The organism is Fructobacillus fructosus KCTC 3544 (assembly GCF_001438695.1).
Classification (GTDB): domain Bacteria; phylum Bacillota; class Bacilli; order Lactobacillales; family Lactobacillaceae; genus Fructobacillus; species Fructobacillus fructosus.
In genome coordinates this window covers 43815-69905 of record NZ_JQBH01000002.1, presented here as the reverse complement: position 1 = coordinate 69905, position 26091 = coordinate 43815, and the positions used below count along the sequence as shown (strand labels likewise).

25 protein-coding genes, 1 riboswitch and 1 other annotated feature are annotated in these 26091 nt (G+C 45.3%); of the genes, 20 read left to right on the top strand and 5 right to left on the bottom strand.

The genetic code is table 11. From position 1 onward, the window contains the following. The first annotated feature begins 43 nt into the window (after positions 1–43). From IV71_RS01400 to pepT, 10 genes are all read left to right on the top strand, one after another. Positions 44–1246: a CCA tRNA nucleotidyltransferase gene (locus tag IV71_RS01400; protein WP_010691747.1), complete on the top strand. Its 1203-nt coding sequence runs from the start codon at positions 44–46 to the stop codon at positions 1244–1246. 1 nt (position 1247) lies between these two features. Continuing rightward, on the top strand, positions 1248–1748 hold the full coding sequence (locus tag IV71_RS01395; protein WP_010691746.1) for a dihydrofolate reductase: 501 nt from the start codon (positions 1248–1250) through the stop codon (positions 1746–1748). Between the two features lie 9 nt (positions 1749–1757). Continuing rightward, positions 1758–2609, top strand: a complete 852-nt coding sequence (locus IV71_RS01390; RefSeq protein WP_010691745.1) for a DegV family protein — start codon at positions 1758–1760, stop codon at positions 2607–2609. A gap of 26 nt (positions 2610–2635) precedes the next feature. Next, positions 2636–3208, top strand: a complete 573-nt coding sequence (locus IV71_RS01385; RefSeq protein ID WP_010691744.1) for a YpmS family protein — start codon at positions 2636–2638, stop codon at positions 3206–3208. Then, positions 3201–3428: a YozE family protein gene (locus IV71_RS01380; protein WP_010691743.1), complete on the top strand. Its 228-nt coding sequence runs from the start codon at positions 3201–3203 to the stop codon at positions 3426–3428. The genes IV71_RS01385 and IV71_RS01380 overlap by 8 nt, the downstream gene beginning before the upstream one ends. A gap of 13 nt (positions 3429–3441) precedes the next feature. Continuing rightward, positions 3442–4287 (top strand): ribosome biogenesis GTPase YlqF, encoded by an 846-nt coding sequence (gene ylqF, locus IV71_RS01375; RefSeq protein ID WP_010691737.1) that lies wholly within the window; start codon positions 3442–3444, stop codon positions 4285–4287. Next, positions 4280–5044 carry a ribonuclease HII gene (locus tag IV71_RS01370; protein WP_010691735.1) on the top strand — a complete coding sequence of 255 codons (765 nt, stop codon included), beginning with the start codon at positions 4280–4282 and terminating at the stop codon, positions 5042–5044. The genes ylqF and IV71_RS01370 overlap by 8 nt, the downstream gene beginning before the upstream one ends. Positions 5045–5141: 97 nt before the next feature. Next, entirely contained in the window at positions 5142–5828 is a 687-nt protein-coding gene (locus tag IV71_RS01365) for a tRNA (adenine(22)-N(1))-methyltransferase (RefSeq protein ID WP_010691732.1), read from the top strand. Beyond that, a complete protein-coding gene (locus IV71_RS01360) occupies positions 5828–6619 on the top strand; it encodes a Nif3-like dinuclear metal center hexameric protein (protein WP_010691729.1) in 792 nt (263 codons plus the stop codon). Before IV71_RS01365 ends, IV71_RS01360 begins: the two co-directional genes overlap by 1 nt. 6 nt (positions 6620–6625) lie before the next feature. Further along, complete coding sequence (gene pepT, locus IV71_RS01355) at positions 6626–7864, top strand: peptidase T (protein ID WP_029489909.1); 1239 nt, start codon at positions 6626–6628, stop codon at positions 7862–7864. 76 nt (positions 7865–7940) lie between these two features. On the opposite strand, the gene IV71_RS01350 is transcribed toward pepT, so the two are convergent. Then, a complete protein-coding gene (locus IV71_RS01350; protein WP_029489907.1) occupies positions 7941–8123 on the bottom strand; it encodes a YjzD family protein in 183 nt (60 codons plus the stop codon). Between the two features lie 185 nt (positions 8124–8308). On the opposite strand from IV71_RS01350, the gene IV71_RS01345 reads away from it, so the two are divergent. From IV71_RS01345 to IV71_RS01300, 10 genes are all read left to right on the top strand, one after another. Then, positions 8309–11695, top strand: coding sequence for a DNA polymerase III subunit alpha (locus IV71_RS01345; protein ID WP_010691726.1), 3387 nt, complete (start codon positions 8309–8311; stop codon positions 11693–11695). Between the two features lie 94 nt (positions 11696–11789). Further along, positions 11790–13208 (top strand): pyruvate kinase, encoded by a 1419-nt coding sequence (gene pyk, locus IV71_RS01340; RefSeq protein WP_010691725.1) that lies wholly within the window; start codon positions 11790–11792, stop codon positions 13206–13208. A gap of 92 nt (positions 13209–13300) precedes the next feature. Beyond that, positions 13301–14302, top strand: coding sequence for a PhoH family protein (locus tag IV71_RS01335; protein WP_010691724.1), 1002 nt, complete (start codon positions 13301–13303; stop codon positions 14300–14302). Then, positions 14302–14784 carry an rRNA maturation RNase YbeY gene (gene ybeY / locus IV71_RS01330; protein ID WP_010691722.1) on the top strand — a complete coding sequence of 161 codons (483 nt, stop codon included), beginning with the start codon at positions 14302–14304 and terminating at the stop codon, positions 14782–14784. Before IV71_RS01335 ends, ybeY begins: the two co-directional genes overlap by 1 nt. Continuing rightward, positions 14762–15316, top strand: a complete 555-nt coding sequence (locus IV71_RS01325; protein ID WP_010691718.1) for a diacylglycerol kinase family protein — start codon at positions 14762–14764, stop codon at positions 15314–15316. Before ybeY ends, IV71_RS01325 begins: the two co-directional genes overlap by 23 nt. A gap of 3 nt (positions 15317–15319) precedes the next feature. Beyond that, positions 15320–16231: a GTPase Era gene (gene era / locus IV71_RS01320; protein ID WP_010691717.1), complete on the top strand. Its 912-nt coding sequence runs from the start codon at positions 15320–15322 to the stop codon at positions 16229–16231. Between the two features lie 77 nt (positions 16232–16308). After that, complete coding sequence (gene recO, locus IV71_RS01315; protein WP_010691714.1) at positions 16309–17100, top strand: DNA repair protein RecO; 792 nt, start codon at positions 16309–16311, stop codon at positions 17098–17100. Then, a complete protein-coding gene (locus IV71_RS01310) occupies positions 17097–18062 on the top strand; it encodes an asparaginase (protein ID WP_010691713.1) in 966 nt (321 codons plus the stop codon). The genes recO and IV71_RS01310 overlap by 4 nt, the downstream gene beginning before the upstream one ends. Before the next feature lie 160 nt (positions 18063–18222). Then, a complete protein-coding gene (gene glyA / locus IV71_RS01305) occupies positions 18223–19455 on the top strand; it encodes a serine hydroxymethyltransferase (RefSeq protein ID WP_010691711.1) in 1233 nt (410 codons plus the stop codon). Between the two features lie 14 nt (positions 19456–19469). Next, positions 19470–20021: a 5-formyltetrahydrofolate cyclo-ligase gene (locus tag IV71_RS01300; protein WP_010691705.1), complete on the top strand. Its 552-nt coding sequence runs from the start codon at positions 19470–19472 to the stop codon at positions 20019–20021. A gap of 58 nt (positions 20022–20079) precedes the next feature. On the opposite strand, the gene IV71_RS01295 is transcribed toward IV71_RS01300, so the two are convergent. The 4 genes from IV71_RS01295 to metE all read right to left on the bottom strand — a co-directional run bounded on the left by IV71_RS01295 (position 20080) and on the right by metE (position 25723). After that, a complete protein-coding gene (locus tag IV71_RS01295) occupies positions 20080–20781 on the bottom strand; it encodes a TenA family protein (RefSeq protein ID WP_010691704.1) in 702 nt (233 codons plus the stop codon). An 84-nt stretch (positions 20782–20865) separates the two neighbouring features. Continuing rightward, positions 20866–20958: riboswitch (TPP riboswitch) on the bottom strand. A gap of 133 nt (positions 20959–21091) precedes the next feature. Next, a complete protein-coding gene (locus IV71_RS01290; RefSeq protein WP_056994992.1) occupies positions 21092–22486 on the bottom strand; it encodes a cation:dicarboxylate symporter family transporter in 1395 nt (464 codons plus the stop codon). A gap of 49 nt (positions 22487–22535) precedes the next feature. After that, on the bottom strand, positions 22536–23453 hold the full coding sequence (gene metF / locus IV71_RS01285) for a methylenetetrahydrofolate reductase [NAD(P)H] (protein ID WP_082139149.1): 918 nt from the start codon (positions 23451–23453) through the stop codon (positions 22536–22538). Between the two features lie 2 nt (positions 23454–23455). Then, on the bottom strand, positions 23456–25723 hold the full coding sequence (gene metE, locus IV71_RS01280) for a 5-methyltetrahydropteroyltriglutamate--homocysteine S-methyltransferase (RefSeq protein ID WP_010691703.1): 2268 nt from the start codon (positions 25721–25723) through the stop codon (positions 23456–23458). 73 nt (positions 25724–25796) lie between these two features. Beyond that, positions 25797–26043 (bottom strand) — a binding site (T-box leader). Between the last annotated feature and the right edge of the window lie 48 nt (positions 26044–26091).

The following is a 26091-nucleotide window of genomic DNA, read 5'->3' as shown; positions in this document are numbered from 1 at the left end:
TTCTTGCTAAGATATTGGTAAGAATGAACAGTTGAGGTGGCGTATGCATTTTGATGAATTACCTAGTCAGTTAGTGGCAGCCAAACCGATCTTAGAAAAAATCAATCAGGCCGGCTATGAGGCCTATTTTGTTGGCGGCTGTGTTCGCGACATGATTTTAGGCCAAGAACTCCATGATGTTGATATCGCCAGTTCGGCCTACCCTGAAGAGATTAAACAAATTTTTGACAAAACCGTTGACACCGGTATCCAACACGGGACGGTGATGGTCTTAGATCACGGCGAAGGGTATGAAATCACGACGTTCCGAACTGAATCCACCTATACGGATTTTAGACGACCGGATTCGGTGACGTTCGTTCGTTCACTTGAAGAGGACTTGAAACGGCGCGACTTTACCATTAACGCCTTTGCCTTGGACGCGGATGGTCAGGTCATTGACCTGTTCAATGGCTTGGGAGATTTGGAAAAAAAGCAGATTCGGGCCGTTGGGGATGCCAAGGAGCGGTTTACAGAAGATGCCTTGCGCATGATGCGGGCGCTGCGTTTCGCCTCGAAACTCGACTTTACCATCGAGGAGAAAACGCTGGAGGCTCTGGAAGCCTTAGCGCCCAATCTCGAAAAGATTGCTGTCGAGCGGATCCAAGTTGAATTTGAAAAAATGTTAATGGGGCAGGCAGCAGGTCAGGCCTTATTAACGATGGTAGAAGTTGACCTGTTGCCATATTTGCCTGGTCAAGCGGAATTCGTTACAAATGAACACTTATTGTACCTAGCTTCCCATTTACAAAACAGGCAGCCTCAATCGCTTGCCCAAGTCTGGACTCTTTATTTAGCGACGATTGTGCGACCCGCTGTGGACTTGCAGAAGGAACTCCGTTCTTGGAAGCTCTCACGAGAAATCATGGCGACGGTTGGACGGTTAGCACCGGCTATTCAAAAGGCTGATTCGTTAACCATTTGGGACGTCTATCAAATCAATGATTTAGCTGAGACTTTGTTGGCTGTTTTGAAGATTTTGTCATTTTCTCCAACACTCCTCCGACACATTGAGGAGCTGTTTTTCAATCTTCCCATTTGGTCGGCAAAGGACTTGGCTGTGAACGGCGGACAGTTGATCAAAGCTGGTCTTGCCACGCCTGGTCCTCTGTTGGGCAAGCAACTGTCTGCCATCGAGCTGGCCGTTGTGGAGGGTCGACTAGAAAACGAACAAGAAGCCATTTTTGACTTTGTGAAGGAGCAGTAGAATGCCAGTATTGCGGATGGTCTGGGCCGAAGATGATCGGCATGCCATCGGGAAAGATGGTCAATTACCTTGGCGGATTCCCGCTGATTTGAAACACTTTAAAAACGAAACGCTTCATTCAACAATGTTGATGGGGAGGGCGACTTGGGATAGCATCGGTCGTCCATTGAAGGACCGCCATACCGTTGTGTTAACGAGACAGCAGGATTTTGATCCTGGTTTTGATGAAGTGACGGTTGTCCATTCTCTTGAAGAATTGCAACGATTGATTCGCGCTGAGTGGGCAAAGGATCACCTAGTAACCGTTGCTGGTGGGGCACAGCTTTACAAAGCATTGCTGCCCACGGCAACGGAACTTTCCATCACCAAAGTCGCAGGCGACTTTGATGGAGACACTTTTATGGAGCCCGTTAATTTTGCTGATTTCACACTGGTTAATCAGGTTGAGATGCAGGATAATGGACATGAAATCAAATTTTTGACTTATAAACGGAAAGCCTAGGAGGCAGCAATGACGAAGGTTAAGATTGTAACTGATTCAGGCGCAAAACTGACAAAACAAGAATTAAAAGACTTTGACATTCCGGTTATTCCATTATCTGTGGAAATTGATGGTACGATCTACCAGGATGGTGTAACGATAACACCCGAGGAATTTTTGGATGAGATGGCCAAGAGTAAGGAGATTCCTAGGACTTCTCAACCTCCAATCGGTGCTTTTCAAGAAGCTTACGAGCAAGCAGCTGACGGTGATGACAGCGTTCAAATCCTGTCCATGCACATTTCTTCCGGATTGTCCGGGACCGTGAATGCGGCGCACCAGGCAGCCACGATGGTTAAGAACGAAGTCGTGACTTTTGATACGTATTCGGCGGACCGTTCACAAGGCTTTGTCGTATTGGCTGCTGCCCGGGTAGCCCAGGCCGGTGGAAGCATGGAAGAAGTGTTGGCTGCTGCCGAAAAAGCCCGCGCCAATGCATACATTTACTTATCTTTCCGAAATCTTGATAACATGGTGGCCGGTGGTCGTTTGTCTAAAACACAGGGCTTAATTGGTAATTTGTTGAATATCAAGGTCGGTGCTTTTGTTGACAAGGAAGGAAAAGTCGATGTGGCTGTTAAGGGCCGCGGGATGAAGACTTTGAACAAGTTTAACGACGACGTGATTGAAAAGATGAAGGGTTTCAAACAGATGAAGGGCATTGGTGTAACCCATGCCGGAATTCCTGAAGAAGCCCAAGCCATGGCTGAACGGTTAAACGCAATTTGGCCGGATATTGATATCTTAGTTTCGGTCGCCACTCCGCTCATTTCAACACACACTGGTTTGGGTGCTTTGGCCATTTTGTTCGAAGCAGAATAAGTAAGGAAAAGAAGGAGTATTTGATTATGAAGAAGCGCCGTTCCGTATGGTTTTGGTTCTTTTGGTTATTAGTTCTAGCAATTTTAGCAGGGAGTGCCTACACGGCCTACTTGGCGTTGGTGCCAACCCGTGCTAATTACACGGCAGTTACCAATAACAAGACAACGAATATTGATTTGACGCTAAATCGCGATCAAATTAACGCTTTGTCAAAAACTTATTTGACAGACGAAACGAATGGTAAGTACACGGTCACAGTAACGGACCAGGATGTTTTGGCTCAGACAACCGTAACGATTTTTGGTCAAAAGATGGATGCTAAGTTAACGATGGATCCTCAAACAACGGCTGATGGCAACGTCGTAATGGCGGTTAAGAAGGTCGAGTTAGGCAAGTTGGACTTGCCGGTTAACGTGGCAATGGGCTACATCAAGTCCATGTATTCTGGTCCAAAGGGCGTGACGATTCAGCCTGATCAGCAGCAAATTGCCCTGGATTTGAACCAATTGACGAAGAAGAATGGTTGGACCGTTCGTGCTGATCAATTGGACGTAAAGGGCAACCGCTTTACCTTCACTGGGGTGATGCAAAATGCCTAGTCGTTCGCGAAGCTTTTACGGTTGGTTGATGACAAACCGTAATTCAGTGGCTGCGACTGAAATTCAACAGTTTGCAAATAACGCCTTTTTGGATGCTTCTTTTCCAAAACAATCAACCGATTTTGATGAAATTTCGAACTATTTGGAAACGGATGCACCTTACCTAATGTCAATGACGATTTTTGATGAAGCCTGGTCGGAGTACCAGGCTTCTCGTTAGTTTTGGGGGAATTATGGGACAAAATATTCAATGGTATCCTGGCCACATGGCCAAAGCTTTTCGTTTAATGCGTGAAAACCTTTCACTGGTCGATATTGTTTTTGAACTTGTTGACGCCCGTTTACCGCTTTCCTCACGTAATCCCGAAGTGGATAAACTCATTGAAAAGAAACCACGTTTGCTTGTTTTAACGAAAGCTGACTTGGCCGATCCAAAGGAGACCAGTGCTTGGAAAGCGTACTTTGAACGACAGGGCTTAGCCGTTGTTGTACTAGATACTCGTGGTCCAAAAACAGCTCAGGTGATGACAAAGGCCGCCAAGCAGGTGTTGAAAGAACAGTTGGCCGCACAAGAAGCCAAAGGCATTAAGAACCGGCCAATTCGTGTCATGCTGGCTGGTATTCCAAATGTTGGTAAATCGACTTTGTTAAACCACCTCGTGCAAAAGAACGTCGCCATTACGGCCAATAAACCGGGGGTAACCAAAAAAGTCGCTTGGTTGAAAACGGCAACGGGTCTCGAAATTTTGGATTCTCCAGGTGTTCTTTGGCCAAAGTTTGAAGATCAAAAGATTGGGCAACGGTTGGCCTTGACTGGTGCGGTCAAGGATACAATTTTTGCAAAAGATGATGCAGCGCTTTCGATGCTGGCCTATTTTCGAAATTACAATCAACAGGCCATCATTGACCGTTATCATTTGAATGCCGACGCCTTTGATTTATCGGATGTTGATCTTTTGTTGACCATCACGGAGAAGCTCGGCTTTAAGGACGACTATGATAAGGCCGCTGTCCGGATGTTAAACGACCTTCGCTCAGGGAAATTAGGGCGCTATACATTGGATCGCGAACATGACTGAAACCATTACGACAATTCGAACGGCTTTAAAAACTGCCCAACATGATGATCCACGATTGACCGCTTGGCGTTTGGATCCGCGTGCAGGGGTCCAAGCGGCACTCCGCTCTTTTGACCGGCGAATTGAAAGAGCAGCCAAACAAAAAGCCGATTTCATGACTCGTTTTTCCTTTGAATCCGAACTTTGGGAGCAGGGCTACCAAGCGGTGGCAGGTACCGATGAAGTGGGACGGGGGCCGCTTGCGGGTCCAGTGGTAGCGGCTGCCGTCATTTTACCAAGGGACTTTGATGTTTACGGTGTTATTGATTCAAAGCAGCTATCCGAGAAGGTGCGGGATCTTCTTGTCAACGAAATCAAAGAAAAGGCGATTGCCTACGGTGTGGGTATCGTTTCTGCTGAACGGATTGATGAAATTAACATTTATGAAGCGAGTCGTGAAGCAATGAAGCAGGCGGTGGAGGCTTTGGCGGTTCCGGCTGATTATTTGCTGGTCGATGCCATGGTTGTGGATGTCCCTCTCCCGCAATGGAAGCTAATTAAGGGCGATGCGCGCTCCAATACAATTGGTGCAGCCTCAATCTTAGCGAAGGTTACGCGTGATGCCATCATGGTGGCTTATGATAAAGAGTATCCGGGGTACGACTTTGCTAATAACGATGGTTATGGAACAAAAAAGCATTTGCTGGCCCTAAAAACACTAGGACCGACCCCGATTCATCGAAAGACTTTTGCACCCGTTAAGAATTTATTGTCTTAAAAAACCGCGTAAGCGGTTTTTTAATTTGTTTCTCATTTACCTTGTCGTTTGCCTAGGTAAACAGTATAATAAAGTGAATAATTAAAGGAGAATATCCATGTCCCACATTAAGTTGAGCCCGCGTCTAGCAGCGGTCGCCCAATTGGTCGAAGCGAAGCAAAAGATGGCCGATATTGGTTCGGACCACGCCTATTTAGCCAGTGCATTGGTCGAACAAGGAAAAGTTGCCAAGGCCATCGTCGGTGAAGTGGCGGAGGGGCCTTTGCAAAACGCCAAATCCACTGTTTTCTCACAGGGATTGACTGGTTTAATCGATTGTCGTTTAGCCGATGGTCTAGCGGCCCTGTCGAAAACAGATGAGGTGGAAACGGTTGTCATTGCCGGCATGGGTGGTTTGTTAATTAAAAAAATTTTAGAGGATGGTCAGGCACTCGGACCGTTTCAGCAACTTGTTCTCCAACCCAATACTGATCAGGATGCTCTGCGCGCTTGGTTAGTTCAAAATGGGTACCGGATTTCTCAAGAAAAAATGGTGGCTGAGGGTGTCCATCGCTATGAAATCATCGTGGCGCATCCTGGACAACAGAAACTATCTGCTGAAGATTTGACTTTTGGTCCTTTTTTGAGAAAGGACAAGGGACCGGTTTTTGTGGCCAAGTGGCAGCATGAGCGAGACAGATTAGCGTTGGTTTTGAAAAGACTCGAAGAAGCCCAGCAGACCAACAGTATGAAATACGCGGAAGTAAAACGGGCGGTTGGTCAGATTGAAAAGGAGCTTGATTAATGATTCTAGCGAGTGATTTAATTCAAAAAATCGAATCTTTCGCACCGAAAGAGCTGGCGGAAGAGGGGGATCCAACTGGTTTACAGATTGGGGATCCCAAACAAGCCATTCACCGTGTGATGACGACTTTGGATGTACGACCGGAAACGGTTCAAGAGGCGATTGAGCAGCAAGTTGATTTTATTTGGGCGCACCATGAACCAATGTTTTTTCCGGCCAAAAATCTGGATTTGTCGAATCCGCAAAACAAGATGTACGCTGACTTAATCAAACAAAACATTGTGGTTTATTCTTCCCATACCAACTTAGATGCGGCAGCTGGTGGATTGAATGATTGGCTTTGCACGGCTTTTGACATTGAGGATGCAACACCACTAGTAGTCGATGAGCGGAATCCAAAAGCAGGCTTAGGTCGAATCGGGACCTTAAAAAAGCCGCTTTCGATGGCGGATTATTCACGGCAAGTCAAAAGTAAGTGTGGGGTAGCGGCCGTTCGATTAATCGCCAATGATCCTAACCGAATGATTCAAAGGGTCGCCGTTCTTGGTGGGGACGGAGGCAAGTTTTGGCCTCAAGCACAGGCAGCGGGTGCTGACCTGTACGTCACGGCTGATTTGTATTATCACGTTGGTCATGATGTCTTGGCTGAGGATTTTGCCGTTTTGGACCCGGATCACCACATGGAGGCCATTGCCAAAGAACCCATGGCAGAAAAAGTCCGTGAGTGGTTTTCCCAGGATTTGTCTGTTGTGACTAGCCAAGTAAACACTGACCCATATCGATACCTGTAGGAGGTTATGATGTCTGAAAAGTTTCCGAAGTTAATTGAACGATTTAAGCGTTTTGTCAAGGTGGATACTCGCTCGAACGAGGAGTCGACGAGTACGCCATCTGATCCTAAAGAAGTGGCTTTTTTGAAAGAGCTAGCCGATGAATTGCAGGCCCTTGGATTAACCGATGTGCAAACCATGGCTGACGGATACGTCTTTGCAAAATTGCCGGCAAATGTCGACAGTGTTGCCGTACCAACCATCGGCTTCATTTCACACGTTGATACAGCCGACTTTGAAAGCCAGAACGTTCAGCCACAAGAAGTAAAGAATTATGACGGAGCTTCGATTATTTCATTGAGCGATTCTGGATATGTTCTTGATCCAAAAGATTTTCCTAATTTGAAAAACTATAAGGGACACGATTTAATTACGACTGATGGCCGGACGTTACTTGGCGCCGACGATAAAGCGGGTGTCGCTGAAATTTTTGCATTAATTGATTACTTGATGGCCCACCCAGAAGTCAAGCACGGGCCTTTGGCCTTTGCCTTTGGTCCGGATGAAGAAATCGGTCGGGGAGCTAACCAGTTTGATGTGGAGCGTTTTGGCGCTGATTTTGCCTATACAGTGGATGGTGGTCCACTTGGTGAACTGGAATGGGAAACCTTTAACGCTGCGGGTGCCAAGATTAATATTACGGGTCGCAACGTTCATCCAGGTACGGCCAAAGATACCATGGTTAATGCCTTGCAATTGGCCATTGATTTGCACAATGAATTACCTGTAGATGAGCGACCTGAAAAGACGGAAGGGCGTCAAGGCTTTTACCATCTTTGCTCACTAGATGGTACACCAGATGAAGCAACGATGGCCTACATCATTCGTGACCACGATAAAAAAGCGTTTGAAGCCAAAAAAGAAGGGCTACGCTTGATTGTCGATGAACTCAATACACGTTTTGAAACCGAACGAGTGCATGTGGACATACAAGATCAGTACTATAACATGGGGGATGTACTGAAAGATCATCAAGAAGTCGTCGCGTTAGCTGAGAGCGCGATGAAGGCGCTCGGCATCGAACCAAAGATTGAACCAGTTCGTGGTGGAACCGATGGTTCAAAGATTACTTACCTCGGCTTACCAACCCCCAACCTCTTTGCTGGTGGTGAAAACATGCACGGTCGCTTTGAATTTGTTTCTGAACAAGTAATGGAACAAGCAACAGCTGTTTTGTTAGAAATTGTTCAGCAGGCCGTTCAATAAAATCACCGTGATTTGAAACACAAAAAAGGACTTTTCGAGATTATTTTCTCAAAAAGTCCTTTTTAAATTAAATAGTTTATTTTGCTGTCTTCTTTTCTTTTGAAATGGCGGGAACTACAACCGTTGCCAATTCACCAATAATAATGGTAACGAGTGCAGACATTGCCGGATTATAAGCAACACTGGTCATCTGAGCAATTAAGTAGCCGAGCAGCAATCCAAAGAGTGCCGACCAGATTGCGGTTACGATATAGCGCATTTTTTCACCACCTTTTTTATTTACTGACAATCTTACGCCTCTTTTAGAATTGGTCAAGTTGTTTTGTCAAAAAGAGGGTGAAAAACAATTGATTTCAAGTGCACTGACCAGAGATTGACCGACGATGAGAACAAAATTTCGGTATAATAAACATAGCTAATTGTCTATTTTTATTGGAGGTTCCCATGTACGCACCGCTTCAGGTAAAAAGCGCCTATTCATTACTGCAAAGTCCTAGTAGTGTCAACCAAATCGTTGAAACGGCCAAGGCACGTGGGTACCAAGCAGTTTCATTGGCCGAAAAGAACGTCATGTATTCGCTCGTTGACTTTTACAAGGAAGCCAAGAAACGGGACGTGCTCCCCATTTTTTCTGTCCAATTGATGGTGAACGGTCTCGTGAACTTGGCAACGACCTTTCCGGTTTTGTTGTCGGCCTACAACCAAAAGGGGTACCAAAACTTACTGTATCTATCCTCAACAAAGATGACCCTTGATGACCAGCCAATGACTTGGTCGATGTTGGCCAAGCACCTCGAAGGGGTGGCGCTCATTTTGACGCCTGAATCAGAATTAGGGCAACTCATTACTTCGTCCGATCCCGCTGCTGACCATTATTTGGAACAGTTGACCAGCCAGATTGGTTCAGTCGAAAAACAGTACCTTGGTATTAATCCGCAACTTTCCTTCGTTCAGCAAAAGTCTTTGACGGCTTATTCAGATAAAAAGAAGTTGCCACTGATTGCCTGGGACCGTGTTGATTATTTGAACCCAGAAGATGCCTTTACGACTCAGGTACTTCGGGCCGTTGATACCGGAACAAAGCTTGAAAACTTACCCAGTTTATCACACGAAAAAGGCGCTTTTTACCTAAAAGACCAAGCAACACTGGCACAGGAGTATCAACAAACCCTTCACCTAAAAAAAGCATACGAGAACAACGAGGCTTTTGTTGCTTCGGTGGCGGTTTCTTTGACCTTTAAAAAACCTGCCTTACCTCATTATCAGCAGGATTCCACCTTGTCTTCTGCTGACTTTTTACGGGAACTAGCACAAGCTGGTTTGAAAAGGCGGATGGCCTTGGATAGTATTTCAGATGCACAACCCTATTTAGCTCGTTTAGAGCGGGAATTATCAGCCATTATTGACTTGGGCTTTGCTGACTATTTCTTAATTGTCTGGGATATTTTAAAGTTCGCCAGAAACCAACACGTTCAAACCGGTTCCGGTCGTGGTTCTGCCGCTGGCTCACTCGTTGCCTATTGCTTGGGAATTACCAATGTTGACCCGATTCGCTCTGGGTTGCTTTTTGAACGTTTTTTGAATCCTGAACGTGCACAAATGCCAGACATTGATATTGATTGGCCAGACGATCGGCGGGATGAATTGTTGGCTTACCTGCATGATAAGTACGGTCAAGAAGACTTTGCCCAAATTATCACCTTTGGTACTTTGGCAGCAAAGCAAGTTCTTCGTGATGTGGGCCGTGTTTTTGGACTCGACGCTAAAGCGCAAAAAAGACTAACGGACACCATACCAGCTGGTAAAAATGGTCGAAAAGTCTCGTTAAATGAGACCCTGTCAGATCCCAAAAACCGACTTGAACCTGAATTACGAAAGTTTGAATTTGGCGACTTGCTGTTAAAAACAGCCCTTAAGATGGAAAATCTGCCGCGTAACTACTCGACGCACGCTGCCGGTGTCGTGTTGTCCGATTCGCCGTTAGTGGATACGCTACCAGTTCAACGCGGGAATGATGGCTATTTAATGACCCAGTTACCGAAGGGGCCGGTTGAAGAGCTTGGGCTGTTAAAAATCGATGTACTTGGTCTGACGACTTTGAAGATATTGGCGAAGGGCGTGGCGTTGGCCGCACCGGTGCTTGGTCAAGACTTTGACATTAAAAAGATTTCCTTTGAGGATAAAGAAACATTGGCTTTATTTGCGTCGGGTCAAACAAACGGCGTCTTCCAATTTGAATCGCCCGGAATGCAGCGAATGTTACGCCGGTTAAAAATTGACCGTTTTTCCTTGATTACGGCCTCGACTGCACTGTATCGTCCGGGTCCTAGTCAGCACATCGAAACCTTTATTAAGCGCCGGCTAGGTCAAGAGGCGGTGCCAAAGTCGGATCCTGTTGTGGACCGAATTTTGGCCGATACCTACGGTATTTTGGTCTATCAAGAACAAGTGATGCAGGTTGCCGAAGCTTATGCGGGGTTTAGCTTATCCCAGGCGGACTTTTTAAGGTCGGCTATGTCAAAAAAGAAGCTGAAGCAAATGGCGCAAGCAAAGGAAAGCTTTTTAGCGGGGGCCAAGCAGAAAGGGCATAGTGAGCAGGAGGCGGAACGACTTTTTGCCTATATTGATCAGTTTGCTAACTATGGCTTTAACAAGTCCCATGCCGTTGCTTATTCGGAATTATCCTTTTCCCTTGCCTACTTAAAAGCCCATGCACCCTTGGCTTTCTACACCGCTCTTCTAAATGTCCATCAGGGAGGAGCAGCGAAAGCGCAGGGATATCTTCAAGAAGCAAGGCGACGTCAAATCAAGGTCCTCGGCCCGGACATCAATCGTTCGCAAGCGGACTGGTCCATTGATGACCAATCCTTACAAATGGGGCTAGGCAATTTTGCTGGACTGCCGTCACCTTTTGTTCAAGATATCCTGCAAATTCGTGAGCAGTTAGGACCATTTAAGACTTTGCATGCCTTTTTGCTGGCTCTTCCTGAAAAATGGCGGAAAGAAAAAATTCTTAATCTGCTAACCTACGCCGGTGCCTTCGATCACTTTGGCTTTAATCGGGCTGAATTAATTGGTAATTGGCAGGATTTGTTGACTGCCGCTGCCTTTGGTGATCAGGTTTTGCAAGAAACCAAGATGAAACTTTTACCGGACTTTGGTTTGGTTGAACGCTTGCAAAAGGAAAAAGAGGTGCTTGGCTTTAATTTATCGGGACACCCGACGGAAGCCTTTCAAAGTGACTATGATCGAAACGAAGTGCAGGTTATCGCTGACTTGCAGTCGAATCAGCAAGTTAAAATCTACGGCTTGGTTAAACAAGTTAAGGTGATTAAAACGAAGAAAGGGGACCAAATGGCCTTCCTTTCCGTTTCTGATATGACGGGTTCCATCGATGTCACGGTCTTTCCGAAAATGTACGAGCGTTTGGCGGAACAATTAAAAGTCGGTCGTGTTCTGAAAGTTGCCGGAAAGACTGAGCAACGGCAGGGGCTTTCCTTGATTGCGAATCAAATACAAGTTGCTAATCCTGATGAGGGGAACGCTAAACGAAGTTCGGATGACCTCGTAAAAAAGGCGGAAACTTCCGGAAAAGGCGGCACTTGGTTTCTGCGTTTAACTGATGAAACGGTCGAAGAAAAGCAGAAGGCAGCGCTTTGGGAATTAATGAAGCGCCATGCTGGTCATCATCTGGTTACCCTTTACTGGCCAAGTACTCGTAAGCGACAAAATTTACCAAGTCAATATGCACTATCAAATGACAGCACGGTTTTTAGCCAACTAAAAAGCATCTTTGGCGAGAAAAATGTCCTTTTTAAAGAAAAAGGTTAGATTCTAGCTTGTGAAATGGTTGCCTAGTGTATTACAATGTCTGTAGGAAGTTGTTTGTCGCAACTCACCAAGATATCAAAGGAGCAATATACCCATGAAAAAGACGAAAATCGTCTCAACGCTTGGTCCGTCATCAAATGATGTCGAAACCATTGTGAAGTTAATTGAAGCTGGTGCTAACGTATTCCGTTTCAACTTCTCCCACGGTGATCATGAAGAACACTTGGGCCGCATGCAAAAGGTGGCTGAAGCCGAAAAGATTACTGGTAAGACTGTTGGACGTTTGCTTGACACGAAGGGTGCGGAAATCCGTACCACGAAGCAAGCAGATGGTAAGATTCAATTCGCCACTGGTGATGTATTCCGCATCTCAATGGACGCAAGCTTGGAAGGTACACACGACAAGATCGCCGTTACTTACCCAGGTTTGTTCGATGATGTAAAGGTTGGCGGAAAGGTTCTCTTTGATGATGGTTTGCTTGGAACGACTATCATGGAAAAGGACGAAGCTAACAAGGAATTGGTCGTAAAGGCTGATAACCATGGTTTGCTTGGTTCACGTAAGGGTGTTAACGCCCCTGGCGTATCAATCAACTTGCCAGGTATCACTGAAAAGGATGCTGATGACATTCGTTTCGGTTTGGATCACGAAATCAACTACATCGCGGCTTCATTTGTTCGTAAGCCTGAAGATGTTTTGGAAATCCGTGCTTTGTTGAAGGAAAAGAACATGGAACATGTTCAAATCATTCCTAAGATTGAGTCACAAGAAGGTATCGACAACTTGGATGCTGTCTTGGACGTATCTGACGGTTTGATGATTCCTCGTGGAGACATGGGTGTTGAAATTCCTGCCGAAAACGTTCCTTTGATTCAAAAGGAAATGATGGCTAACATGAACAAGCGTGGTTTGCCAGTTATCACTGCCACTCAAATGCTTGACTCAATGGAAGACAACCCACGTCCTACACGTGCCGAAGCATCTGACGTTGCCAACGCGGTTTGGGATGGTACTGATGCAACGATGTTGTCTGGTGAATCAGCTAACGGTGAATACCCAGTTGAAGCTGTTACAATGATGGCTAAGTTGGATGAAAAGGCAGAAACTGTTTTGCCTCTTTACTCACGTCACCAAGACACGTTCTACCACAACGATTCAGTTGAATCAGTTGCTTCAGCAGCTGCTCGTTTGGCTGATTCAGTTTCAGCCAAGGCCGTTGTTGTTTTGACTGACACTGGTTACGAAGCTCGTATGGTTTCAAAGCACCGTCCATTGGCACCAATCGTTGCCTTGACTGCTGAAGAACGCGTACAACGTGGTTTGACTTTGAACAACGGCGTTCTTCCTATCTTGGCCGAAACACCAAAGTCAGTTGATGACTTGATTGTTGAAGCTAAGCAAGTTGCAAAGGACCAAGGTTTGGCCGAATCAGGTGACAAGATTGTTGTGATGACAGTTGCCCCACTTGACAAGACAAAGTCAGCTAACAACGTTTCTGTTGAAACACTCTAATTAGAGCTGTAAAAATCACGAAAAGTCCGACTCTGTCGGGCTTTTTTTGTGTTAAAATGAAGAAAGTTCCAAGCAAATGAGGGATATGATTTTTGACAAAACAAAACGAAAAGATTTTTACCTTTCAAAACGTTGAACAGCAAAGCGTCTTAACTGGTGCTAACGATCAACTGCTCATCCTGATTGAGGAAGCATTAGCAGTTTCCCTACGCACTCGTGGCACCCAAGTAGCCATTGAAGGTGATGAGGAGGCTGTATCGAAGGCGCTTTCTGTTTTGAACGTGTTAACACAATTAGTAAAAAAGCAGGTGTCGGTTGGTCCGGCTGATGTTGTTTCTGCTACAACAATGGCTAAGAAGGGAACGTTGGAGTACTTCTTGGACTTTTACCAAGAATCTATTCTAAAAGACCGACGTGGTCGTGCCATTCGTGTGAAAAACTATGGACAGCGGCAATATGTTTCTGCCATCAAGCACAATGATTTAACCTTTGGGATTGGGGCTGCTGGTACCGGTAAGACGTTCTTGGCCGTGGCAATGGCCGTGGCAGCGCTTAAAAAAGGCGACGTCGAGCGGATTATTATTGCTCGACCGGCTGTCGAGGCGGGTGAGTCACTTGGCTTTTTGCCAGGTGATTTAAAAGAAAAAGTTGACCCATACATGCGGCCAATTTATGATGCGATGAATACCTTAATCGGTGCCGAACATGTGGAGCGCTTAATTGAGCGAGGCGTTTTAGAAATTGCGCCACTGGCTTACATGCGTGGTCGAACGCTCGATGATGCTTTTATTATTGTTGATGAAGCGCAAAACACCACGAACGCCCAAATGAAGATGGTGCTGACTCGTTTAGGATTCCAATCTAAAATGGTTGTCAATGGCGATCCATCGCAGATTGATTTACCAAAGGGCGTGAAGTCCGGCTTGTTAGCAGCCCAAAAAATCTTGCAAGGATTGAATCGGGTTGACTTTGTCCACTTTGACAGTCAAGATGTCGTTCGACACCCAGTGGTTGGCCAGATAGTTTCTGCCTACGACGAAGCAGATGAAAAAATCAAAGCTTTAAAACAAGCACGTGAAGAAGGAAAAGCATAATGGATTTAGCGTTAATTGATCAAACCAAAGACGGGGTCACGCAGTACCATAAAGACTTGGTGACTTATGTTTTAGACTATGCCGGTCGATATTTAAAATTGCCTGACAACACTGAAATGTCCGTGACGTTTATGAATAACGATGCCATTCAGGCATATAACCGCGATTATCGCGGACTTGATAAACCAACAGATGTCATTTCCTTCGCCATTGAAGAAGACGGCGATGATAGCCCAATTTTGGACGACGAAGAAATGGATGAAGAAATTGCTAAGAACATTGGCGATATTTTAGTTTCCGTTGACATTATTGAGAGTCAGGCTGAATACCTCGGCCATTCCTTTGAGCGGGAATTGGGTTTCCTTGTCGTTCATGGGTTCTTACACCTTAATGGTTATGACCATATGTTGGGTGAAAAAGAAGAGAAAGAAATGTTTGATTTGCAAAGGAATATTTTAGATGACTATGGACTCCGACGCTAAGCGGGGGGATAACCTCCAACGTGACGAACTTGCGACTTTCCAAGACGAACTGGACTCAGCAAACAAGGTTCAGCAGAAGAGCCAACAAGTGGAGGTTTCTTCGGAGCATGGGCGTGAAACCGGTCGTAATCGTAATTTTTTTAAATCGCTTTTTAATGCACTAAAGGGGATTTTTCTCGTTCTTGTACGGGAGCGCAACATGCGCTTTCACGTCGGCTTTGCTCTCGTTGTCTTGGCTGGTGGCCTCTACCTTGGGTTAAACCGTTCCGAATGGTTGTGGGTGGTCATTGGCGTTTTTCTAGCCATTTACGGCGAATTTGTTAACACGGTTGTGGAAGCGGTGATTGACCTCATGGTTGATAAACGCTACCATCCCCTCGCTGGTTTGGTAAAAGATGTCTCCGCAGGAATGGTCTTGGTTTCGGTTGCTGCCGAAATGGTGATTCTCTTCATCATTTTCCAGCCCCATCTCTGGCATTTCTTCGGTATCCAAACTGATTTTTCACGTTTCATTCATCGTTTGAAAGGATAATTCATGACAAAAGAAGGATTTAAATCCGGTTTCGTGGCCATCATTGGTCGGCCAAACGTTGGTAAATCAACGCTTCTAAATCGCATTGTTGGTGAAAAGATTGCCATCATGTCGAACAAGGCGCAAACCACTCGTAATAAAATTCAGGGAATCTACACGACAGATGACGCCCAAGTTGTCTTTATTGATACACCCGGTGTTCATAAGCCACAAAATTCATTGGGTGATTACATGGTGAAGTCTGCCTTTTCTGCCCTTCATGAAGCCGATGCCATTTGGTTTGTGGTCGATGCTTCAAAGAAGCGTGGGGCGGGTGATAACTTTATTATTAATCGCTTGAAAGAAGTGAAGAATACGCCAATCTTTCTTTTGGTGAACAAGGTTGACTTGTTAAAGAAGGAAGACCTTTTTGAAGTCATTAAGACTTACCAAGAAGATGCTCCTGAATGGACGGAAATTTTCCCTATTTCAGCAACTGAGGGTGACAACGTTCCTGAATTGCTAGAAACGGTCATCAAGGACCTGGACGAAGGCCCACAGTACTTTGATTCTGATCAATTGACGGATCACCCAGAACGGTTCGTTATTTCGGAATTGATTCGTGAAAAAGTCTTGCAATTAACGCAACAAGAAGTGCCTCATTCGGTAGCCGTGGTCATTGACAAAATTGCGACGGAAGCCGATGGGATTGTCCACATTCAAGCCTCCATTATCGTGGAGCGACCAACGCAAAAGAACATCGTGATTGGTAAGCAGGGGAAGATGATTAAACAAATCGGAACCCGTGCTCGTAAGGATATCGAGCGTTTGCTCGGTTCACGTGTCTTTTTGGAAACCTGGGTGAAGGTTGAAGAACGCTGGCGTGACCGTCCACAGGCCTTGCAGTCACTTGGTTATCGCAAGGACGACTTTTAAATTAAATAAGACATTGCGGCTGGTCGCATACTGGCCGCTTTTTCGTACATTATCATTTTTTGAAAGGGGGGGCAGCCATGGCACTGATTGAAGGACTTATTCTAAACACTATGCCATATCGAGAAAATGATCTGCTAGTAAAAATTTTCTCAAAGGAGCAGGGAATCATCACGGCCATGGCACGTGGTGCCAAAAAACAAAAATCGCAGTTGGCGGCAGTGAGTCAGCCCTTCACCTGGTTGGTGGTGGACGGGGCTTACCCTAAGAATCAACAGGGCTTGGCCTTCATTAATTCTGTTCAGGAAAGTCGCATTTATAAAAACGTGGTAGTGGACCTCACGACTGCGGCTTACGCGGCTCTAATTGCAAAGGATTTGACCGTGGCGTTTGAAGAAAACGTGCCGCAGCCAGAATGGTATGCTAAGACGTTGGCCGCCTTTGACCAATTAAATGCACAAAAGGATCCCCAAGTGATTGCTAACGTTGTGGAGCTACAACTATTACCGGTTTTTGGCATTTCACCGAATTGGCAGCGGGATCCGTTGTCCGGCGCACAGACTGGCGATTTTGATTATTCAGAAAAATACAACGGGATTATTGAAAAGGCTCATTTCGACATGGATGACCATCGCCTTCATTTAGACCAAAAAACGGTTTATTACTTGCGACTTTTTTCAACAATTGATCTTGCAAAGATGGGAAAAGTCAATTTGTCACCGGTTACCAAGCGTGGCATTCAACGAGTGGTGGACTATTTATATGACCGGCAGCTTGGCTTTCAACCAAAAGAAAAGCGTTTTATTCAGAAAATGGCCGCTTTTGAGAGGCAATTAACGATTAAACCACGTCCAAAGGAGAACGAATCATGAAAAAAATTCTAGTTTTGCATACTGGCGGGACCATTGCCATGCACGCTGATGAAGACGGCGATGTTGAAGTTGGGGTTGAGAACCCATTGAATCAAGCGCAATTTGATTTGCCGGCTGTCGACCTTGACATTGAAAACATCTTTAATTTGCCCTCAGAGCATATTACGCCCCAGCACATGTTGCAGCTCTATAACCGTCTCAAGGATGCTGACAAGGACTATGACGGAGTTGTGATAACACATGGAACGGACACGCTCGAAGAAACGTCTTTTTTCCTGGACAAAACACTTGATTTGGCCATTCCCATTGTGATGACCGGGGCCATGCGTTCCTCGAATGAACTTGGATCCGACGGTCTCTATAATTTCCAATCAGCGCTTCGGGTTGCGATTGATAGTGAAGCGGCTAACCGTGGTGTCATGGTCGTGTTGAATGATGAAATTCATGCGGCCCGCTTTGTAACTAAGACTCATGCCACGAACGTAGCGACTTTTGCATCACCCATTTCTGGACCAATGGGGATGATTACGAAGCGTCAGATTATCTTCTTTTACGATCTACCAAAGACGATGACCTATCCAATTGCTGATGTTAGCAAGAAAATTCCGGTTATGAAGGCTTACGCTGGGATGGACGGTCAAATTCTCTCGCTTTTTGCTGAGAGTGAACACATCGATGGCATCATTATTGAAGCCTTGGGTGCCGGTAATTTAGGGGAGGACGCGGCCCGTGGGGTGCAGAAGTTATTAGATGCTGATATTCCAGTTGTTATTGTTTCTCGTTCTTATAACGGCATTGCCGAACCCGTCTATGACTACCTGGGTGGTGGAATTCAATTAGAAAAGGCCGGTGCTATTTTTGCACGAGCGGTCAACGGTCAAAAGGCTCGTTTGAAATTGTTGATTGGATTAGAAAACGGTTTATCCTCGTCGGCATTAACCAACTTTTTGCATGAATTTTAACCATTCGATTGTCTTTCAACAGTGGATTAGCAGCGAATTTATTTTTTAAAAAGACCCAGGTAAATGGATAAATATCGTATACTAAACATATGTTTTTAAAGGATTGAACAATCGTGTTCAGTCATTTTGTCCGGACCACATTCACGTAGGAGAAAAGTAAATGACATTTATGGAACAAGATCCCTTGATTTTTTCGGGAATTGAACAGGAAGCAGCACGCCAGAATCGAACGATTGAATTGATTGCTTCTGAAAACTTTGCCTCACCAGCTGTACGAGCAGCACAAGGCTCTGTGTTAACCAACAAGTATGCGGAGGGGTATCCCTACAAGCGCTACTACGGGGGAACGGAATACGTCGATGTGATTGAACAGGCAGCCATCGACCGTTTGAAGGCGCTTTTCGGTGCTGAATACGCGAACGTACAGCCACATTCTGGCTCACAAGCCAATGCGGCAGCTTACATGGCCTTTTTGAACCCGGGTGATACCATTCTTGGAATGGATTTGGACGCTGGGGGACATTTGACGCACGGTGCAAAGGTTTCCTTTTCGGGTAAAATCTATCATTCAGAAACGTACGGTTTGGATTCTGAAACTGAGTTATTAGACTATGAAGCGATTTTGGCTAAGGCCAAGGCTGTCCAACCTAAAATGATTGTAGCGGGTGCTTCAGCTTATTCACGTGCCATCGATTTTAGAAAGTTCCGAGAAATTGCAGATGAAGTCGGTGCCTACTTGATGGTTGATATGGCGCACATTGCTGGTTTGGTTGCTGCGGGATTGCACCAAAATCCAGTGGGCATTGCGGACGTGGTGACATCCACGACACACAAGACCCTTCGTGGCCCACGAGGTGGGGTCATCTTGTCGCAGGAAAAGTATGCCAAGAAGTTAAATTCCGCCATTTTCCCTGGTTCTCAGGGTGGACCTTTGGAGCACGTGATTGCAGCCAAAGCCGTTGCTTTTGGTGAGGCCATGCAGCCGGCTTTTAAGACCTACGCAGAACAGGTCATTAAAAACGCTCAGGCAATGGTTGAAGTCTTTCACGAAGCCCCAACAATCCGAGTGGTTGCGGGTGGCACTGATAACCACCTCTTTAACCTGGATTTGACAGCGACGGGTCTGACGGGTAAGGAAGCGCAAGAGTTACTTGATTCGGTCGCCATTACAACGAATAAGGAAGCTTTGCCAAACGAACAACGGTCGCCATTCGTGACTTCTGGCATTCGAATCGGAACTGCGGCCATTACGACACGTGGCTTTGATGAGGCAGCGGCTCGAAAGGTCGCTCGTTTAATTGTTGGTGCTCTGGAAAACCCTGAAGACCCAAAGGTGTTGAAGGAAATTAAGCAAGATGCTGAAAAGCTCGCCATGATGCATGGTATGCCATAAGTGAACTGATTAAAATGTTTGAATCAAAAGGGTTAGCAAGGCAACATCAGCAAAACCGTTTAAAAAAACTGGTAGCTGATCATCCTGACAAAAAGGCGGCAGAAGAAAAGCAACTGCACCAAAAACTCTTCGCCAGTTCGTTCTGGCAGCAGGCCAACCACGTCGCTTTGACGCATGCCATGGCTTTTGAAGTCGCAACAGAACCAATTATTCAGAGGGCCTGGCAAGAGGGAAAGTTTGTCTACCTGGCCAAAGTCGAGGCGAACCGTGCCCTGTCATTTCGTTTAGTGACAGAAAAAACGCCATTGGTTCAATCAGGAAAGCTTGGCTTATGGGAACCGACTAGTGAAGTGACCATTGCTAAAGACAGTCTGGATTTAGTCATTGTACCGGCACTGGCCTTTGACTTTGTTAGCCACCATCGTCTAGGCTTCGGTGGTGGTTATTATGATCGCTTCCTATTTGAGTACGAGGGGGCTTCTGTTGGCTTAGTTCTTGAGGAACAAAGCGGCTTGACTTGGCCGGTTGACCAGCATGATCAGGCAGTCCAGTATTTAATTAAGTAGGCAAAAAGAGCAGAAACATATCAATGTTTCTGCTCTTTTTTACTGAATTCGTTACGCGTTATTTAGTCATTTCAAGACGACTAGCTTCTAACACTTCTTTGAAGTGCCAGTCTTGTTGGTAATAGGCCTGTTCCCAGAATTGCCACTCTAATTCGCAAGTCTTCAAAAAGAATTGGCTGGCTTCGGCTAATTCTTCCTTAGTTGCCGTTTCAGCCATTTCATCGATAAACTTGAACGTCGGACCAGCATAGTTTTCCTCGTTCAGGTAAAAGTCCAAGACCGGCTTGAATGGATTGTTGGTCATGTCGGCATCCGAATCTAAAATGTGCCTCGTAAACTCAAGATAGGTCCATGGCGTTGGCGCAAAGGCAGCCAGTAAGTAGAACATGTTTCCTGAAAGAACGGCCTGGTCCAAGTGTGCTTCATACAGATAGGCTTTTGGAGAGGGAATGGCGTTTTTCATGTCTTCCATCTTGACGCCTGCTTGTTCACAGAACGCATCGTAGGCATCGCACTCGGCATCCAAAATGACTTCGATAATTCCCCAGAAAAAGCGAACTTGTTCGTCATTTTTGCTCATTCGAATGGCCGAGGCCCAAACTTCACGCAACTTCTTCAAGAAGAGGTAGTCCTGTTGGACATAGCTAATCAACGCTTCCTTTGGAAGGTCGCCCTTAGCCAATCCTTCGACGAATGGATGCTTGTTGATGGCGTCCATAATCGGCTTAGCCTGTGCCTGTAGTTGTTCTGAAAATTTCATGTTTCCTCCGTCTGTCCAACGGGTAGCCGCAAAAAAAGCACTTTCCACGCTTGGCAGAAAGTGCTGACACTGAATCCATTAAAAAAAGATCAAGTGACCACGTTCCTACGCTAGTATTAACTAGAATCAGGTTCAATGGGTATCATCTCAGCCGTATTGGCACCCCAGTGGACAATTTTTATTTTGTAGCTTTGCTACTCCAATAAGATAGCATATTCAAGACGACTTTGTCGACTGTTTTTTAGAAGGGGCGAAAAAGAGTTTTTGTGATAATAAAAAAGTCACCACGATGGTGACTTTTTCGGTGACATTAATCGATGATAAGTGGTGATTTGGATTGGCTCTCCGCTAATACTTTTGTATCAAGTAAGTGATTGTGTTTGGCGGTTAATAAACCAGCGATGATACTATCGTTTACGTTCACTAATGTCCGACCCATGTCGACAATTGGATCAACAGCAATGACCAATGCCATGATGCTGAGTGGAAGATTTAGTGTTCCTAAGACAATCAGACTGGCGAAGGTAGCGCCACCCCCTGAACCGGCAACTCCAAAGGAAGCAACGGTTACAACAGCGACCAGCGTTATCACAAATTGTAGGGAGAGGATGTTCGTTCCGGAGAGGGTTGCGGAAATGGCGGCCAGAATAGCTGGATAAACACCGGCACAACCGTTTTGGCCGATTGACAAGCCGAAACTGGCTGAAAAGTCGGCAATACCGGGATTCACACCGAGTTGATTCTTTTGAATATCGATGTTTAATGGAAGGACACCGGCCGAACTACGTGAGGTGAAGGCAAAAATTAGTGCTGGCCAGACTTTCTGATAGTAAATGATTGGGTTAATGTGGTTCAAGATGAGGAGCACGGTATGCACAACCAACACAAGGACTAGGGCGAAGTAAACAGTAATGATGAAAATACCAAGGCTAGTAATGGTTTTCAGGCTACTAATTGCAACTGTTTTGGTCATCAACGAAAAGATACCGTATGGTGTTAACGAAATAATGATGCGTACCAATTTGGTTATAATTCCGTCAATCACGTCAATGCCATAGGCAAAGGAATTCGCTAACTTTGTGTTTTCCTTTCGTAACTGAAGGTAGGCAAGGCCAACGAAAAAGGAAAAAATAACAATGGCGATGGTACTGGTTACTCGGCTTGCTGACAGATCTGCAAAAATGTTTTTTGGAAGGAAGGAAACGATTTTTTGTGGCACCGTTTGCTCAGTTAAAGTCGATTGCTTTTGGTTAAGGACGGCGAGTGTGTCAGAGTTTGCCGCGTGATTGATAAACGACGTACCTTTCAAATGGAAGAGACTGACCGAAAGGATGCCGATTAGGGCAGCAATGGCCGTAGTTCCTAACAAAACTAATAGTACGTTTAGTGTGATCTTCAAGAAATTTTTATTTGTGTTGAGTTTTGTAAAAGCAGCAATAATCGATATCAAAATCAGCGGAGCAACCAGTACTTGCAGGAGGGCAAGGTAGCCGTTGCCAACAATGTTAATCCAATCGACGGCTTGCAAGACACTTTGATTTTTGGTTCCCCAAATGATTTGAGTCACGATGCCAAAGGTGATTCCTAACGCCAAACCAAGTAGTACGATTCGGTTAAAGCTGACGCCTTTCTTTTGTAAAGCGGCTAACCCAAATAAAATGAGAATGGCCGCACTGACGATGATGATTGTGATCGTAATGGAGATAGGACCTCCTATTATTTTTCAAATGACAACTAGACGAGGAATGCTGACCCTAGCCACGAACACGTTCTTTTTCAACAAAAGTACATTGGCTTTGACTAACCGTTTGGTCGGGAAGTAGGTTTTTGATGGCATTCCAAATGTGTCGAGTATTTTCCATGTTGTTCATGGTATAGAGGTGAATTCCGTCAACGCCATTGGCAATCAAGTCAACAATTTGGTCGATTGCATAGGCGAGGCCCGCATCACGCATGGCGACGGGATCGTCTGCGTAACGCTCGGTGATGGCCAGGAATTTTTTGGGGAGTTTAATGCCAGACATTTTGGTAATTCGTTTGATTTGCCTGGAGTTGGTGCAGGGCAATATGCCCACTTCAACAGGGACATGAATGTCGGCAAGGGCCAGTCGCTCCTTAAATTCCCAGTAGTCTTGGTTATCAAAGACCATTTGGGTGATTAAGTGCTTGGCTCCTGCCTGCACTTTTTCCTTTAGATGCAGTGTATCGGACACAACGTCACTCGATTCGGGGTGCTTTTGCGGGTAGGCAGCGGCAGAAATATCAAAGTGTCCGTTCCTGTTAATGAAGTTAATGAGATCACTGGCATAGGTAAAGTCTCTTGGACAAATTTGCTGATTACCTGCATCCCCACGCAGCGCCAGAATATTCTGCACACCGGCTGCCTCTAGGTCCGTTAAGTAGTCTTTGACCTCTTCTTTCGTTCGGTAAAGGCAGGGGACGTGAGCAATGGTCGCAATACCAAGCTTTTGCTGGATTGCTTGGGCTATGGCTAACGTTCGTTGCTCGTTAAAACAGGCGGCCGCTGATTGCGTGATTGAAATGAAATCAGGTTGAATATCTCTAATTTCTAACAGAGAAGTCATTAATTTTTCTCGTCCCAAAGCTGTTTTTGGTGGGAAAATTTCGATTGAAAAGACCGTCTTGTTCTTAAAAAGTTCGGACACATCCATTGCTAATCCTTTCTGAGAGCTGCCCGTGTTTCCCGTGTTGCTGTAATTAAGTTTTCGAGACTTGTAAAGACGTCTGCCTCGGCACGGGTCTTCAAACCACAGTCCGGATTGATCCAGACTTTAGCAACTGGTAACTTGGCGAGAATATTTTGGATAATACCATGAATTTCTTCGGCACTTGGGATACGGGGAGAGTGAATATCATAGACACCTGGTCCAACTTCTGTCTCAAAATGATGCTTCTTAAGCTCATCAATAATGGACAAATCAGATCGCGATGCTTCAAAAGAAATGACGTCGGCATCGAGGGCATCAATGGCTTGAATGATATCGTTAAATTCGCTGTAGCACATGTGCGTGTGAATTTGTGTGCTTTCCTGGACCTTACTGTGGACCAACTTAAAGGCGGGGATGGCCCAGTCGAGGTATTGGCTGTACCAATCCGTCTTGCGTAACGGTAGCTTTTCGCGAAGGGCGGCTTCATCAATCTGAATGATGGCAATGCCGTTTTTTTCCAGGTCTAAGACTTCGTCTTGAATGGCCAACGCAATCTGGGTAACCGATTCTTTGGCAGAAATATCCTCGCGAGGGAAAGACCAGTTGAAGATGGTAACTGGTCCAGTCAACATTCCCTTCACAGGCTTATTCGTCAGGGATTGTGCGTAAACAGAAGTAGCGACTGTGATGGCTTTTTTCCGACTAACGTCTCCCCAAATAATTGGTGGCTTAACGGCACGGCTACCGTATGACTGTACCCAAGCCTTCTTCGTGAAGACAAAACCATCGAGGTTTTCGCCGAAATACTCGACCATGTCATTTCGCTCGTATTCACCATGCACTAAGACATCAAAGCCAGCTTCTTCTTGCCAGTTAATGATGCGTTTGATTTTTTCATCAATGAAAGTCTGGTATTCAGCTTGGCTAATTTCGCCCTTACGGAACCGAGAACGGTTTGTCCGCACATCTTGTGTTTGCGGGAAAGAACCAATCGTTGTGGTTGGTAACTCAGGTAAGTTAAAACGTTTCTTTTGAATTACTTCGCGTTTTGCACGTTCTGGTTGGCGAATAAAGTCGGCCTCCGTTAATTGTTGCAGACGGGTTGTAACGTTTTGGTTAGTGGGGTGCTTAATGTTTTCAAACAACTGATCATTTTTGAATTGTGCCTCCGTTTCACCACGGAAGAAAATGCCTTCCAAATCGTGTAATTCAGTTAGTTTTTGGTAGGCAAAGGAAAGGTGGCCTTGAATGTCTTCTGACAACTCACTTTCGTTTTCAACGTTGTAGGGAACATGGAGTAAAGAAGAGGAAGTGGAGATGACCAAGTTATTGCGTACTGGTAGCTCTTTTAGTAAGCTAACGGTTTTGCTATAGTGATTGCGCCAAATGTTTTTTCCGTTCAAGACACCGGCAAAGAGTGTTTTGTTCGCAGGGAAACCGTGTTCTTGAACAAGCGCCAAGCTTTCCTTTCCTTCGACGAAATCTAAGCCAATACCGTCAAAGTCCAAGGCTAACAAATCCGTATAGACGTCCCGGACGTCCCCAAAGTAAGTTTGTAAATTGACTTTGAACGAGTGCTTTTCGGATAATAATTCCTGGTAAAGCTTATTAAACAACTGGCGATCTTCTTTTGTTAAATCAAAGACTAATGCCGGTTCATCAATCTGTAACCAGGCCAATTTCGTTTGGCTGAGTCGTTTGAAGATGTCTTGATAAGCCTGAATGATTGCTGGTACGAAATCGTTTGCCTGTTTCTGACCTGTAAAATTAGCAAGCTTTAATAGCGTGAATGGTCCGATTAGTGAAGCTTTCACCTGATTGTGTTGGACAAGAGCCTGTTCGACGTCTTCGAAGAAGAAACTGTCTTGAATTTTGATGATCGTTTGGTCGTCAAATTCAGGAACTAAGTAATGATAGTTGGTATTGAACCACTTCTTTAAGGGTAAAGCCTTCACCGATGCTTGCTTCGATTGGTACCCACGTGCCTGGGCGAAGTAGGTGTCCAATGCATCAAGTCCCAATTTTTGGTAGCGCTTGGGCACGATATTTAGTAAGTTAGCTAAATCGAGCAGGTTGTCGAAGAAAGAAAAATCCCCAGCGGCAACGTATGATAAGCCGGCCTCCGCTTGCTTATGCCAGTTTTTTTCTTTTAATTCCTGCGCTACTTGTTTCAATTCAGCTTGATTGATTTCTTGTTTCCAATACTTTTCGAGCGCACGCTTCAATTCGCGATTTTCTCCAATGCGGGGGAATCCAATAATTGTTGTAGCCATTTCCTAACCTCCTCAGGTTTTCTTCAGTTTTTCTGCTAACTACTTGCAATAAAAAAGTCCCGTAGTCAAAAGACTACGGGACGACGGAATCGTGTTACCACCCAGGTTCTAGTTAGCATCACTACTAACTACTTGATAGGTACGTCAAAAGTGAGATACCCTAACGCGATAACGGGCGCACCCGAATCAGGCTCATGTCAAAACTCACCCGATTACACAACTCCAAGACCATTTTCAAGTCCTTGACAAGACCAACTTTCACCAAACGTTGGCTCTCTTTACTTGCCGCTGAACTTTACTTATCTCATCAACGTTTCATAATTTACCAAAAATATACCGGTATAACATCCCTTTGTCAACAAAAAAAT